Origin of the sequence: Citrobacter sp. XY323 (assembly GCF_025106035.1) — a bacterium.
Lineage (GTDB): Bacteria > Pseudomonadota > Gammaproteobacteria > Enterobacterales > Enterobacteriaceae > Citrobacter > Citrobacter braakii.
Map to the genome: position 1 here is coordinate 85479 of NZ_JANYUK010000012.1, position 13419 is coordinate 98897.

General features: G+C 52.2%; 13 protein-coding genes. 9 read left to right on the forward strand and 4 right to left on the reverse strand.

Translation table 11 applies throughout. From position 1 onward, the window contains the following. The first annotated feature begins 15 nt into the window (after positions 1-15). From rplU to cgtA, 4 genes are all read left to right on the forward strand, one after another. On the forward strand, positions 16-327 hold the full coding sequence (gene rplU, locus N0B36_RS16375; protein ID WP_003025032.1) for a 50S ribosomal protein L21: 312 nt from the start codon (positions 16-18) through the stop codon (positions 325-327). A gap of 19 nt (positions 328-346) precedes the next feature. Beyond that, a complete protein-coding gene (rpmA, locus tag N0B36_RS16380; protein ID WP_003025030.1) occupies positions 347-604 on the forward strand; it encodes a 50S ribosomal protein L27 in 258 nt (85 codons plus the stop codon). A 127-nt stretch (positions 605-731) separates the two neighbouring features. Next, positions 732-1697 (forward strand): DMT family transporter, encoded by a 966-nt coding sequence (locus N0B36_RS16385; protein ID WP_049040918.1) that lies wholly within the window; start codon positions 732-734, stop codon positions 1695-1697. A gap of 15 nt (positions 1698-1712) precedes the next feature. Further along, positions 1713-2885, forward strand: a complete 1173-nt coding sequence (cgtA, locus tag N0B36_RS16390; protein ID WP_016154676.1) for an Obg family GTPase CgtA — start codon at positions 1713-1715, stop codon at positions 2883-2885. A 95-nt stretch (positions 2886-2980) separates the two neighbouring features. Here cgtA and dacB read toward each other — a convergent pair whose 3' ends face one another. After that, the gene (gene dacB / locus N0B36_RS16395) at positions 2981-4414 is read right to left on the reverse strand and encodes a serine-type D-Ala-D-Ala carboxypeptidase (RefSeq protein WP_046276011.1); all 1434 of its coding nucleotides are present in this window, start codon (positions 4412-4414) and stop codon (positions 2981-2983) included. A gap of 248 nt (positions 4415-4662) precedes the next feature. Between dacB and greA the strand changes: the two genes are divergently transcribed. After that, positions 4663-5139, forward strand: a complete 477-nt coding sequence (gene greA, locus N0B36_RS16400; RefSeq protein WP_016154674.1) for a transcription elongation factor GreA — start codon at positions 4663-4665, stop codon at positions 5137-5139. Between the two features lie 153 nt (positions 5140-5292). Here greA and yhbY read toward each other — a convergent pair whose 3' ends face one another. After that, entirely contained in the window at positions 5293-5586 is a 294-nt protein-coding gene (gene yhbY, locus N0B36_RS16405) for a ribosome assembly RNA-binding protein YhbY (protein ID WP_003025016.1), read from the reverse strand. Between the two features lie 125 nt (positions 5587-5711). Between yhbY and rlmE the strand changes: the two genes are divergently transcribed. From rlmE to glmM, 4 genes are all read left to right on the forward strand, one after another. Continuing rightward, positions 5712-6341 carry a 23S rRNA (uridine(2552)-2'-O)-methyltransferase RlmE gene (gene rlmE / locus N0B36_RS16410; RefSeq protein ID WP_003025015.1) on the forward strand — a complete coding sequence of 210 codons (630 nt, stop codon included), beginning with the start codon at positions 5712-5714 and terminating at the stop codon, positions 6339-6341. Positions 6342-6440: 99 nt separating this feature from the next. Beyond that, on the forward strand, positions 6441-8375 hold the full coding sequence (gene ftsH, locus N0B36_RS16415; RefSeq protein ID WP_200108092.1) for an ATP-dependent zinc metalloprotease FtsH: 1935 nt from the start codon (positions 6441-6443) through the stop codon (positions 8373-8375). 98 nt (positions 8376-8473) lie between these two features. Continuing rightward, the gene (gene folP, locus N0B36_RS16420) at positions 8474-9322 is read left to right on the forward strand and encodes a dihydropteroate synthase (protein ID WP_216403823.1); all 849 of its coding nucleotides are present in this window, start codon (positions 8474-8476) and stop codon (positions 9320-9322) included. Then, on the forward strand, positions 9315-10652 hold the full coding sequence (glmM, locus tag N0B36_RS16425) for a phosphoglucosamine mutase (protein ID WP_047499736.1): 1338 nt from the start codon (positions 9315-9317) through the stop codon (positions 10650-10652). The genes folP and glmM overlap by 8 nt, the downstream gene beginning before the upstream one ends. A 45-nt stretch (positions 10653-10697) precedes the next feature. Here glmM and dcuC read toward each other — a convergent pair whose 3' ends face one another. Beyond that, positions 10698-12164, reverse strand: coding sequence for a C4-dicarboxylate transporter DcuC (dcuC, locus tag N0B36_RS16430; protein WP_019077781.1), 1467 nt, complete (start codon positions 12162-12164; stop codon positions 10698-10700). A 10-nt stretch (positions 12165-12174) separates the two neighbouring features. Continuing rightward, positions 12175-13308 (reverse strand): beta-aspartyl-peptidase, encoded by a 1134-nt coding sequence (gene iadA / locus N0B36_RS16435; protein ID WP_046275529.1) that lies wholly within the window; start codon positions 13306-13308, stop codon positions 12175-12177. Positions 13309-13419: the final 111 nt, after the last annotated feature.

Genomic DNA, 13419 nt, shown 5'->3' on the forward strand with positions numbered 1-13419 from the left:
GAAGCGGAGTTTTTTATGTACGCGGTTTTCCAAAGTGGTGGTAAACAACACCGAGTAAGCGAAGGTCAGACCGTTCGCCTGGAAAAGCTGGACATCGCAACTGGCGAATCTGTTGAATTCGCAGAAGTTCTGATGATCGCAAACGGTGAAGAAGTCAAAATCGGCGTTCCTTTCGTTGATGGCGGCGTTATCAAAGCTGAAGTTGTTGCTCACGGTCGTGGCGAGAAAGTTAAAATTGTTAAGTTTCGTCGTCGTAAACACTACCGTAAGCAGCAGGGCCATCGTCAGTGGTTCACTGATGTAAAAATCACTGGCATCAGCGCTTAAGTTAAGGGGAGCAGATTAAATGGCACATAAAAAGGCTGGCGGCTCGACTCGTAACGGTCGCGATTCAGAAGCTAAACGTCTGGGCGTAAAACGCTTCGGCGGTGAAACAGTTCTGGCTGGTAGCATCATCGTTCGTCAACGTGGTACTAAATTCCACGCTGGTTCCAACGTTGGTTGCGGCAAAGACCACACTCTGTTTGCTAAAGCAGACGGTAAAGTGAAATTTGAAGTGAAAGGCCCGAAAAACCGTAAATTCATCAGCATCGTTGCTGAATAAGTTTTTCGCGTCCCGGTAACGGATAAAAGCCCCGCAACACGTTGCGGGGCTTTTTACATTCGACGGCCGGTAAATACGCTCGTCGCGCCGTGATAACCCGGAAACGAGCCCTTGCAGGGAATACGGCATGAAGCAGCAGGCAGGTATTGGTATTCTGTTAGCACTCACAACGGCAGTATGTTGGGGCGCTTTGCCAATAGCGATGAAGCAAGTGCTGGAGGTGATGGAGCCTCCTACCGTGGTGTTCTACCGTTTTTTAATGGCAAGCATTGGCCTTGGCGCTATTCTTGCGGTTAAAAAAAAGCTCCCTCCGTTGCGTATTTTTCGCAAAGCGCGTTGGCTGATCCTGTTGGCTATCGCTACCGGTGGGTTGTTCGGTAACTTCATTCTGTTTAGTTCATCCTTGCAATATTTGAGCCCAACGGCTTCGCAGGTTATCGGTCAGCTGTCACCGGTTGGTATGATGATTGCCAGCGTCTTTATCCTAAAAGAAAAGATGCGCGGTACGCAGGTGATTGGCGCCATTATGCTTCTGAGCGGTCTGGTTCTGTTTTTTAATACCAGTCTGATCGAAATTTTTACCCGTCTCACCGATTACACCTGGGGCGTTATCTTTGGTGTTGGTGCGGCGATGGTCTGGGTGAGCTATGGGGTCGCGCAAAAGGTGTTATTGCGCCGCCTGGCATCACCGCAGATCCTGTTTTTACTGTACACTTTATGTACGATTGCGTTGTTGCCGTTGGCTAAACCCAGTGTCATCACGCAGCTCAGTGACTGGCAGCTGGCATGCCTTGTATTCTGCGGCCTGAATACGCTGGTAGGATACGGTGCTCTCGCGGAAGCGATGGCGCGTTGGCAGGCGGCACAGGTGAGCGCCATTATTACGCTCACTCCGCTGTTTACGTTGTTATTTTCAGATTTATTATCACTGGCCTGGCCCGATTTCTTCGCCAGACCGATGCTAAACCTATTAGGTTATCTCGGTGCGTTTATCGTGGTTGCGGGCGCGATGTATTCCGCCATTGGTCATCGAATTTGGGGCGGTTTACGTAAGCATGAAACGGTGGTTTCGCAGCCCCGCTCAGGCGAATGATTTACGGAGAGTAAAATGAAGTTTGTTGATGAAGCATCGATTCTGGTCGTTGCAGGTGATGGCGGTAATGGTTGCGTCAGCTTCCGCCGCGAAAAGTACATCCCAAAAGGCGGTCCGGACGGTGGAGACGGTGGTGATGGTGGTGACGTTTGGCTGGAAGCCGACGAAAACCTGAACACGCTGATTGATTACCGTTTTGAAAAATCATTCCGCGCGGAACGTGGACAGAATGGCGCGAGCCGTGATTGCACCGGCAAGCGTGGTAAAGATGTCACGATTAAAGTGCCTGTAGGTACGCGTGTAATCGATCAGGGCACGGGCGAAACCATGGGCGACATGACCAAACACGGTCAGCGTCTGATGGTCGCTAAAGGCGGCTGGCACGGTCTGGGCAACACCCGTTTCAAATCCTCGGTCAACCGTACTCCGCGTCAGAAAACGATGGGTACACCGGGCGATAAACGCGATCTGATGCTGGAGCTGATGCTGCTGGCGGACGTGGGGATGCTGGGCATGCCAAACGCCGGTAAATCGACGTTTATCCGTGCGGTGTCCGCGGCGAAGCCGAAAGTCGCTGACTATCCGTTCACCACCCTGGTTCCGAGCCTGGGTGTGGTGCGTATGGACAACGAAAAGAGCTTCGTAGTTGCCGACATTCCGGGTCTGATTGAAGGCGCGGCTGAAGGCGCAGGCTTGGGTATCCGCTTCCTGAAACACCTGGAACGCTGCCGCGTACTGCTACACCTCATTGATATCGATCCGATTGACGGTTCCGATCCGGTTGAAAATGCCCGTATCATTATTGGCGAGCTTGAAAAATACAGCCAGGATCTGGCGTCTAAACCGCGTTGGTTAGTGTTCAACAAAATTGATTTGCTGGACAAGGCTGAAGCGGAAGAGAAAGCGAAAGCGATCGCCGAAGCGTTAGGCTGGGAAGGTAAATATTACCTGATCTCCGCCGCCAGCCAGTTGGGCGTGAAGGATCTCTGCTGGGATGTGATGACCTTTATCATCGAGAACCCGATTGTTCAGGCGGAAGAAGCGAAACAGCCAGAGAAAGTCGAGTTCATGTGGGATGATTATCACCGCCAGCAACTCGCTGAAGTCGAAGACGAAGCAGAAGATGATTGGGATGACGATTGGGACGAAGACGACGAAGAAGGCGTTGAGTTCATCTACAAGCGTTAATCACATTAAAAACCCCGGCCATGTTGCCGGGGTTTTGTTTCCAGGTTTCAGAAGGCCGGATTAGGTGCGTTAGCGCTGCCATCCGGCAAACATACTCAGTTATTCTGATAAATATCCTTGTATAACCGGCTCTCGAAGCGGACCAGTGGAATACGGCGATTACGCTGATCAGCTGGCTCTACAGCATAACCAGACAGATACTGCACAAATGCCATGCGCTGACCGCTTGCCGTGGTGATGAAGCCTGCCAGGTTATAGACCCCCTGCAGTGAGCCTGTCTTCGCCGATACTTTGCCATCTACGCCAGCCTGATGCAGACCCGCACGGTATTGCAAAGAGCCGTCATGGCCTGCCAGCGGCAGCATGGTGATAAAGTTCAGCTCGTTATCGTGCTGAGCGATATATTGCAGCACCTGCATCATGGTCGCTGGGGCAATCAGGTTATGGCGCGAGAGACCAGAACCGTCGGCAATAATGGTGTTGCCGATATCAATACCCGCTTGCTGACGCAGAATCTGGCGTACGGCATCAGAACCTGCTCGCCAGGTACCTGGCACGTTAAATCGTGCATGGCCAATCATACGGAAAACGGTATCGGCAATCATGTTGTCCGATTTTTTCAGCATAATCTTAAGCAGGTCGTGCAGCGGCGCCGACTGCTTACTGGCTACCACGGTCCCCGGCTCGTTGACCAGCGTCTGGCGCAGCAGAGTCCCGCTGTAAGTGATACCGGCTTGTTTTAGCTCATCTTTGATAATCGCCCCGGCATAGCTGGCGCCGTCCTGAATAGCGAATGCCAGCGGCAGCGGATCGGCTCGTTGGGGCAGACATCCGGTCAACGTAAAGCGGTTGAGATCGCCTGGAACCACGTCCAGTTCACAATATTGCGCTTCGGCAGAGCCACGAGCGAGAGTACGCACCTGACTGAACATGGTGACCGGGTAGTAAGATGCCACGCGGATAAAGGCGAGATCGTTAGGTTTTTGCGCGCTATAGAGTGAAACCGAGAAACAGTTACGATCGACAATAGCCGCCGCGGGCGGTGCGCTAAAACACTGCGTCATGTCGTTCCAGGGCCAGCCAGGCGCTTTATCATGACTGGCGAAAATGGAGGTGTCGATCATGACATTTCCGGCAATTTGCGTCACGCCTGATTTTTTCAGGGTTGCCACCATATTGCGAATATCCTGACGTTTTAGCGTCGGATCGGCACCAAATCGCGCCACTAAGTCACCTTTCAAAACGCCGCCTTCCACGTTGCCTTTAGTCTCAAGCGTGGTGGTAAAACGAAAGTCAGGCCCGAGCTGAATCAATGCCGCCAGCGCGGTGATCACTTTCTGTGTACTGGCCGGCAGCGCCATCTGCTGGCTATGGTAATCAATAGCAGGAGCAGGTGCGCCAACCTTCTGTACCATAAGGGCGAGGTTGGCCCCGGCAGGGAGCTGATTGATATACTCGTCGACGTTCGCAGCCTGAACGCTGAACGCTATACTGGCAGTCAATCCAATGGTAAATCTGGAAAATCGCATAATCTCGCGCTAACAACCTGGAAACAGGCCGTCATACTACGGCGCAACGCCCCAAAAAGTAAACGATGACCCATAGGGAACTCCAGGGTAAAATGATCATCAAATAGAGAATTGTAGCTGACCTGGGACCCTGATCCCCGGGTCGGTATTTTTTTGCTTCTGACTCTGGCATGGCGTATGCCAGAGTGGGCTTAGCAGCCGGGGTGAGAGCAGCCGCCCCCTACAGGAATGTTCAAGAGGTATAACAAATGCAAGCTATCCCAATGACCTTACGTGGTGCTGAAAAACTGCGCGAAGAACTGGATTTTCTGAAATCGGTGCGCCGTCCTGAAATCATTGCCGCTATCGCAGATGCGCGCGAGCATGGCGACCTGAAAGAAAATGCAGAGTATCACGCGGCGCGCGAACAGCAGGGTTTCTGCGAAGGGCGCATTAAAGATATCGAAGCTAAACTGTCCAACGCGCAGGTTATCGACGTCACAAAAATGCCGAACAATGGTCGCGTAGTTTTCGGCGCGACGGTTACCGTGCTGAATCTCGATAACGACGAAGAGCAGACCTGGCGTATTGTCGGCGATGATGAAGCCGATTTTAAACAGAACCTGATTTCGGTGAACTCGCCTATTGCTCGTGGCCTGATCGGTAAAGAGCAGGATGACGTGGTGGTTATTAAAACGCCGGGCGGTGAAGTTGAATATGAAGTAACGAAGGTAGAATACCTGTAATTCGCATCTTGGTTAAGATGTTGATACATTGTAAAGAAAGGAAAAAGGCCGCATAGCGGCCTTTTATCAACGAAGAGAGCGTGGCATTTTGCTCTCCTGCTAGCGGAAAATCCCGCGTTTTACACAAACTTCGTGTGCAACTTTGGGATATTCTTAGCGTGGCAGCGAGATTTTACGTTCTTTAGTCGGGCGATACAGTACCAGCGTTTTACCGATGACCTGTACATTGCAGGCGCCGGTTTCGCGTACGATAGCTTCCACGATCAAGGTTTTAGTATCGCGATCTTCCGAGGCGATTTTCACCTTGATAAGTTCATGGTGCTCTAACGCTTGTTCAATCTCGGCCAGTACCCCTTCGGTCAAACCATTGTTGCCAAGCATAACTACAGGCTTGAGCGGATGTGCCAGACCTTTCAGGTGCTGTTTTTGTTTAGTACTCAGATTCATCGTATATTTTTGCTTACGTTGGGATTGAAAACGGGTCATTCTACCGCCATCTCCCATATATCGCCAAATAGCTGTGTAGAAATTTACACCATTGGTTACGATGAACTGCCCTTTGGGAATGTGAAATGACAGGTAAAAAGCGTTCTGCCAGCTCGAGTCGCTGGCTTCAGGAACACTTTAGCGATAAATATGTTCAGCAGGCGCAGAAAAAGGGGTTACGTTCCCGTGCCTGGTTTAAACTTGATGAAATACAGCAAAGTGACAAAATTTTTAAACCGGGGATGACGATTGTTGATCTCGGTGCTGCACCCGGTGGCTGGTCGCAATATGCGGTTACGCAGATCGGCAACACTGGCCGCATTATCGCTTGCGATCTTTTACCTATGGATCCAATCGTTGGTGTGGACTTCCTTCAGGGCGACTTTCGTGATGAATTAGTCCTGAAAGCGTTACTTGAACGCGTAGGTGACAGTAAAGTACAAGTTGTCATGTCTGATATGGCGCCAAATATGTGTGGAACACCGGCGGTGGATATTCCCCGGGCCATGTATCTGGTAGAGCTGGCGCTTGGAATGGCTCGTGATGTATTAGCGCCAGGTGGTAGTTTTGTAGTGAAGGTGTTCCAGGGCGAAGGCTTCGATGAGTATCTAAGAGAGATTCGCTCCCTGTTTACGAAGGTCAAAGTTCGTAAGCCGGACTCTTCTCGCGCCCGTTCGCGTGAAGTGTATATTGTAGCGACCGGGCGTAAACCATAACCGGTAGATTTCAAACGAAAGTTTGAAAGAAACTGGATATAGAGTATCCTGACGCTGTTTTTAACACAGTTGTAATATGAGGTTAATCCCTTGAGTGACATGGCGAAAAACCTAATTCTCTGGCTGGTCATTGCCGTTGTGCTGATGTCAGTATTCCAGAGCTTTGGGCCCAGCGAGTCTAATGGCCGTAAGGTTGATTACTCTACCTTCCTGCAAGAGGTCAATCAGGACCAGGTTCGTGAAGCGAAGATCAACGGACGTGAGATTAACGTTACCAAGAAAGATAGTAACCGTTACACGACCTACATTCCGGTTAACGATCCGAAGCTGCTTGATAACCTGCTGACCAAAAACGTCAAGGTTGTTGGTGAACCGCCTGAAGAGCCGAGCCTGCTGGCTTCTATCTTCATTTCCTGGTTCCCAATGCTGCTGCTGATTGGTGTCTGGATCTTCTTCATGCGTCAAATGCAGGGCGGTGGTGGCAAAGGTGCCATGTCGTTCGGTAAGAGCAAAGCGCGCATGCTGACGGAAGATCAGATCAAAACGACTTTTGCGGACGTTGCTGGTTGCGACGAAGCAAAAGAAGAAGTTGCTGAGCTGGTTGAGTATCTGCGCGAGCCGAGCCGTTTCCAGAAGCTGGGCGGTAAAATCCCGAAAGGCGTCCTGATGGTCGGTCCTCCGGGTACGGGTAAAACCCTGCTGGCGAAAGCTATCGCAGGTGAAGCGAAGGTTCCTTTCTTCACCATTTCCGGTTCTGATTTCGTGGAAATGTTCGTGGGTGTCGGTGCATCTCGTGTGCGTGACATGTTCGAACAAGCCAAGAAAGCGGCACCGTGCATCATCTTCATCGATGAAATCGACGCCGTAGGCCGCCAGCGTGGTGCAGGTCTGGGCGGTGGTCACGATGAACGTGAGCAGACACTGAACCAGATGCTGGTTGAGATGGACGGCTTCGAAGGTAACGAAGGCATTATCGTTATCGCGGCAACTAACCGTCCGGACGTTCTTGACCCTGCGCTGCTGCGTCCAGGCCGTTTCGACCGTCAGGTTGTGGTTGGTCTGCCGGATGTCCGCGGTCGTGAACAGATCCTGAAAGTGCATATGCGTCGCGTACCGCTGTCTCCGGATATCGATGCGGCAATCATTGCACGTGGTACGCCTGGCTTCTCCGGTGCGGATCTCGCGAACCTGGTCAACGAAGCGGCGCTGTTTGCAGCTCGTGGCAACAAGCGTGTTGTATCGATGGTTGAATTCGAGAAAGCGAAAGACAAAATCATGATGGGTGCGGAACGTCGCTCCATGGTGATGACGGAAGCGCAGAAAGAATCTACCGCGTATCACGAAGCAGGCCACGCGATTATCGGTCGCCTGGTACCGGAACACGATCCGGTGCACAAAGTAACGATTATCCCGCGCGGTCGTGCGCTGGGTGTGACCTTCTTCCTGCCTGAAGGCGACGCTATCAGCGCCAGTCGTCAGAAACTGGAAAGTCAGATCTCCACGCTGTACGGCGGTCGTCTGGCCGAAGAGATCATCTACGGTGTTGAACATGTTTCTACCGGTGCGTCGAACGACATTAAAGTCGCGACTAACCTGGCGCGTAACATGGTTACTCAGTGGGGCTTCTCCGAGAAACTCGGTCCGTTGCTGTACGCTGAAGAAGAAGGCGAAGTGTTCCTGGGACGTTCTGTGGCGAAAGCTAAACATATGTCCGATGAAACGGCTCGTATTATCGATCAGGAAGTTAAACTGCTGATTGAGCGTAACTATGACCGTGCGCGTCGTCTGCTGAACGAAAACATGGACATTCTGCACTCGATGAAAGATGCGCTCATGAAATATGAGACCATCGATGCGCCGCAGATTGATGATCTGATGGCTCGCCGCGAGGTACGTCCGCCAGCGGGTTGGGAAGAACCGGGTTCTTCTAACAACAGCTCTGGCAGCACCGGCAAGCCGAGTGCGCCGCGTCCGGTTGATGAACCGCGTGCGCCGGACTCTGGCACCATGTCAGAGCAACTGGGCGACAAATAAGTTATCGTTGATGATGACCGTGTTTTAATTTAAAACCCTGGGGCTTGCCCCGGGGTTTTTCTTATTTGTATATTCAAGATGTTATCAGGGATAAAACTATGAAACTCTTTGCTCAGGGGTCTTCACTGGATCTCAGCCATCCGCACGTCATGGGGATTTTGAACGTCACGCCAGATTCCTTTTCCGATGGTGGTGCGCACAACTCTCTGGTTGAGGCGGTAAAACACGCAAACCTGATGATTAACGCCGGGGCGACTATCATTGATGTGGGTGGTGAATCCACGCGTCCAGGCGCGGCCGATGTGAGCGTGGAAGAAGAGTTGCAGCGAGTGATCCCGGTGGTGGAGGCGATTGCTCAGCGTTTTGAAGTGTGGATTTCGGTCGATACTTCAAAAGCAGAAGTGATTCGCGAGTGCGCCAGAGTCGGCGCACATATCATTAATGACATTCGCTCACTCTCGGAGCCTGGGGCGCTGGAAGCCGCAGCAGAAACCGGATTACCGATTTGTCTGATGCATATGCAGGGTCAGCCGAAAACCATGCAGGAAGCACCAAAGTACGAGAATGTTTTTGCTGATGTAAATCGTTACTTTGTTGAACAAATAGCACGCTGCGAGCAGGCTGGAATCACAAAAGATAAATTGTTGCTCGACCCCGGGTTCGGATTCGGTAAAAATCTCACTCACAACTACACATTACTGGCACGTTTGGCTGAGTTTCATCATTTTAATCTGCCATTGCTGGTTGGAATGTCACGAAAATCAATGGTTGGCCAGTTGCTGAATGTAGGGCCATCCGAACGCCTGAGCGGTAGCCTTGCGTGTGCGGTCATTGCCGCAATGCAAGGGGCGCATATCGTTCGTGTCCATGACGTCAAAGAAACCGTAGAAGCGATGCGTGTGGTGGAAGCCACATTGTCTGCAAAGGAAAAAAAACGCTATGAGTAATCGTAAATATTTTGGCACCGATGGGATCCGTGGTCGCGTAGGCGACGCCCCAATTACCCCTGACTTTGTGCTCAAACTGGGTTGGGCTGCAGGAAAAGTGCTGGCACGTCATGGTTCACGTAAAATTATTATCGGCAAAGATACGCGTATTTCTGGCTATATGCTGGAGTCCGCACTGGAAGCGGGTCTGGCTGCCGCCGGACTGTCGGCTTCTTTCACAGGCCCAATGCCAACACCTGCTGTTGCATATCTGACGCGCACCTTCCGTGCTGAAGCCGGGATTGTTATCTCTGCTTCGCACAACCCGTACTATGACAACGGGATTAAATTCTTCTCCATCGATGGGACTAAACTGCCGGATGCGGTTGAAGAAGCTATCGAAGCCGAAATGGAAAAAGCGATCACCTGCGTGGACTCGGCTGAACTGGGTAAAGCTACCCGTATCGTTGATGCTGCCGGTCGTTATATCGAGTTTTGCAAAGGCACCTTCCCGAATGAATTGAGCCTGAGTGAGCTTAAAATCGTGGTGGATTGCGCTAATGGTGCGACGTACCATATTGCGCCAAGTGTACTGCGTGAGCTGGGCGCAAACGTGATTGCTATTGGCTGTGAGCCAAACGGTGTGAATATCAATGAAGAAGTCGGCGCTACCGACGTCCGTGCCCTACAGGCGCGTGTGATGGCGGAAAAAGCCGATCTGGGTATTGCGCTGGATGGTGACGGCGACCGCGTCATTATGGTTGACCACGAAGGCAATAAGGTCGATGGCGATCAGATCATGTACATCATTGCCCGTGAAGCCCTGCGTCAGGGGCAACTGCGCGGTGGCGCGGTAGGCACGCTGATGAGCAATATGGGCCTCGAGCTGGCCCTGAAACAGTTGGGTATTCCGTTTGCCCGTGCGAAAGTCGGCGACCGCTATGTACTGGAAAAAATGCAGGAAAAAGGCTGGCGTATCGGTGCTGAAAACTCAGGCCATGTGATCCTGCTGGACAAAACCACCACCGGTGACGGTATCGTTGCAGGTCTGCAGGTACTGGCGGCGATGGTGCGTAACCATATGAGTTTGCACGACCTGTGCAGCGGCATGAAAATGTTCCCGCAATTGCTGGTTAACGTACGTTACACCGCAGGTAGCGGCGATCCGCTGGAACATGAAAACGTGAAAGCGGTGATGGCTGAAGTTGAAGCTGCACTGGGCAATCGCGGACGTGTTCTGCTGCGTAAGTCAGGTACAGAACCGTTAATTCGCGTGATGGTTGAAGGTGAAGATGAAGCTCAGGTGACTGAATTCGCTCACCGTATTGCCGATGCCGTCAAAGCGGTGTAATCACTAAAAACAGTGAAAACCGGAGTCTGGGACTCCGGTTTTTTTTTACTGTACGGGAAGCGACTGTTTATGTCGGCGCTGCCAGAAGTAACCACCGATCATTAATATTACAAGGACTGCCAGCCACGGCAGAACCGCCAGCAAATGCCCTGACCGGGCAAAGGTCAGCGCAATCATCAGTAACCAACCGCCCAGCATCGGAATCGCGGTGCGCTTAACAATGTCCACAGGTGAGACGCCTGCAATTCCCGCGATAGCAATGATGACGCCGGCAATGGGGGATAACGTACGACCAATCCCCGCCGATATCTGGATAGGCAACATCATGACTGCGATGTCGCTACCGATATGACGGCTGATGTCCGGTACCATCGGGGCGAAGGAGAAAAACGCCGCATTTCCTGAGCCCATTAGCGCTGAAATTGCAAAGGTGATAAGGGTCATCAGCAGGATAATAGAGGCGGCGCTGAGGCCAAATTCACCGGAAAGCGACAGCAGCGCATCGACGGCGCCAATGGCTTTCAGTCCGGCTGAAAAGACTTCACCGGCGATAATCAGCGTGACGACGGTAGCAAAAACGCTGCCCATGCTGTCGAAGACTTTTTGTACGCCTGCCATCACCTCGCGCGCCTTACGATGACGGCAATACTCACAAACCAGGGTAATAGCGAGGCTAATCAGTACGGCGGTATCCAGCGTAATTTTGAGCGAACTGAATACTAAATCACTGCACACCAGCATCAACACCAGCGGCAGCATGGGCAGAAAAAGCCAGGCGATCGGTGCTTCAGTTTCATCGGTCGACGTTAATGTCTGCATCTGCTGAGCCACACCGTCACCGCTTTCCCGATGGTCGAAAAAGCGTTGCACAACAATATGTAACAGGGCGATGAACAGAATAACGGGGACGACGATCGGCAACTGATCCTGCACGAAATAGTTCACCACCTCGATGCCTGCGGTTTTGGCGGCGAGAACCGAGTTGCCGGAACCGGGACCAAATTCAACCGCACAGGTACTGGCGATAACGGCGGCAACGGCAGCGCGGCTACAGCCAAGACGGGTCAGCAGCGGGTAGAGCGTCGCCATCAACAGCAGACCCAGCCCGGTGGCGCTGCTGATAAACAGCGACAGGAATTGACCCAGCAACAGCGCCAGCCCCAACAGCAGATACGGTGAGTTCAGGCGTTGCAAAGGGCGAGACGTCACCCGAACCAGCACCTGGCTTGCGCCAATGGCCGACATATATGTAGCGAAACCACCAATCAGCATAATTTGCAGCCCAAGGCCGCCGAGGCGCACGCTCAGGGTATCGCGAATAAACTCAAAGGCATCAAAGGGGCCGAATCCGGTGCTTTTTTTCACCAGGTCACTGAGCGTGGTCATCCCGCTAAAATGCGCGATAAGCAGCAGCACAATCCCGGTCAACAGCAACACTGACTGGGGATGATACTTTTTGAGGATCAGACGTCCGGCAAAAATGATGGCAATTAGCGCCAATAATAATGACATTCTTGCCCCCTTACTCGAAGTTGCCAGTAACCAGGCACTCGCCATCCCGCAGCAACGGCTTACCCGCAGCGAACAGATGGGCCAGCGAGAGGTCATCATTGAGTACACAGATATCGGCACGTTCCCCGGCGCAGAGCACGCCGCCGGAAATACCCAACGAGCGCGCAACGTTTGCCGTCAACATCGCGATCGCTTGTGGCACCGGGATCCCCACATCAATCAGACGAGGAAGAAGATTAAGGTTACCAGCGACCGGTGCCGCGCTTAAGCCTTCCACAATACCCTGGGCGTTAAAGCGCGGAACGCTGCCATTACCATCAGAGCTGATCGTGATGCGATCGGCTGGAACCTGGGCTTCCAGAGCGTGGAGGATTGCCTGCTCCTGAGGCATAAAGCGACTACCGCCAGACGTAACGTCGATATGGCCGCCACGATGAGCGAACGCAATCGCCTGTTCGAACAAGGGCGCTGTTCTCGCAACATGGGTCGGTGAAATGTGGTGAATCGGAATGCCTGCATCACACAGCTCAATAAGCTGTGACATCCCTTCAGGCAGATTCCCCAGATGTACATGCAGTAACCCTTTTTTGCCTGCCAGCAGGGAAGCCACACGGATATCGCTTACTATTCTCAGCAATTCCTGGAAAGAGGGGTAAGAACCACGGTGATCGGCGAGGGCGATTTTGACGCCAAGAATCGCCGGAATGAAGGTCATGTCATCGCGGATGGATCGCGTAATGGTTGGGCTGGGTACCGCGTAGGCTCCCGTATGCATAAATGCGCGTAATCCCTCAAGGTTGAGAGACTGCATTTTGGCGTAGAGGTCTTTGGGCGAACGAGAAATGGCATCGGTACCTAACACGCCGACAACCGTGGTAATACCTGCCTGAATCAGATCGCGTAGCTTGACGGCTGGCGTTCGGCTGGCAAATCCAGCCTCGCCACCGCCACCGGTAAGATGGACATGCTGATCGATAATGCCTGGGATAACCCATTTGCCATGACAATCGATGACCTCGTCGACGCCATCAAACAGGGAAAGATCTTTTTCTACCGCCACAATTCGGTCGGCATGAATGAGCAGGGAGCAGAGGCCTAAATCCTCGGGAGAAAAAACACGGGCATTGGTCAATAAAGTAAACATATCGGTCCTGTCAAACGTCGTGGGTGAGAGTCGGCAGGTGAAAAGGAATATTGTTGTTATGATGCCCACCATAAAGCCATTACTATAACTATGACTATTACCGATTTGGTA

Coding starts and splice junctions, on each gene's coding strand:
- ftsH (WP_200108092.1), top strand. CDS start 6,441: ATGGCGAAAAACCTAATTCTCTGGCTGGTCATTGCCGTTGTGCTGATG.
- greA (WP_016154674.1), top strand. CDS start 4,663: ATGCAAGCTATCCCAATGACCTTACGTGGTGCTGAAAAACTGCGCGAA.
- rplU (WP_003025032.1), top strand. CDS start 16: ATGTACGCGGTTTTCCAAAGTGGTGGTAAACAACACCGAGTAAGCGAA.
- rpmA (WP_003025030.1), top strand. CDS start 347: ATGGCACATAAAAAGGCTGGCGGCTCGACTCGTAACGGTCGCGATTCA.
- dacB (WP_046276011.1), bottom strand. CDS start 4,414: ATGCGATTTTCCAGATTTACCATTGGATTGACTGCCAGTATAGCGTTC.
- folP (WP_216403823.1), top strand. CDS start 8,474: ATGAAACTCTTTGCTCAGGGGTCTTCACTGGATCTCAGCCATCCGCAC.
- dcuC (WP_019077781.1), bottom strand. CDS start 12,164: ATGTCATTATTATTGGCGCTAATTGCCATCATTTTTGCCGGACGTCTG.
- cgtA (WP_016154676.1), top strand. CDS start 1,713: ATGAAGTTTGTTGATGAAGCATCGATTCTGGTCGTTGCAGGTGATGGC.
- rlmE (WP_003025015.1), top strand. CDS start 5,712: ATGACAGGTAAAAAGCGTTCTGCCAGCTCGAGTCGCTGGCTTCAGGAA.
- glmM (WP_047499736.1), top strand. CDS start 9,315: ATGAGTAATCGTAAATATTTTGGCACCGATGGGATCCGTGGTCGCGTA.
- yhbY (WP_003025016.1), bottom strand. CDS start 5,586: ATGAATCTGAGTACTAAACAAAAACAGCACCTGAAAGGTCTGGCACAT.
- N0B36_RS16385 (WP_049040918.1), top strand. CDS start 732: ATGAAGCAGCAGGCAGGTATTGGTATTCTGTTAGCACTCACAACGGCA.
- iadA (WP_046275529.1), bottom strand. CDS start 13,308: ATGTTTACTTTATTGACCAATGCCCGTGTTTTTTCTCCCGAGGATTTA.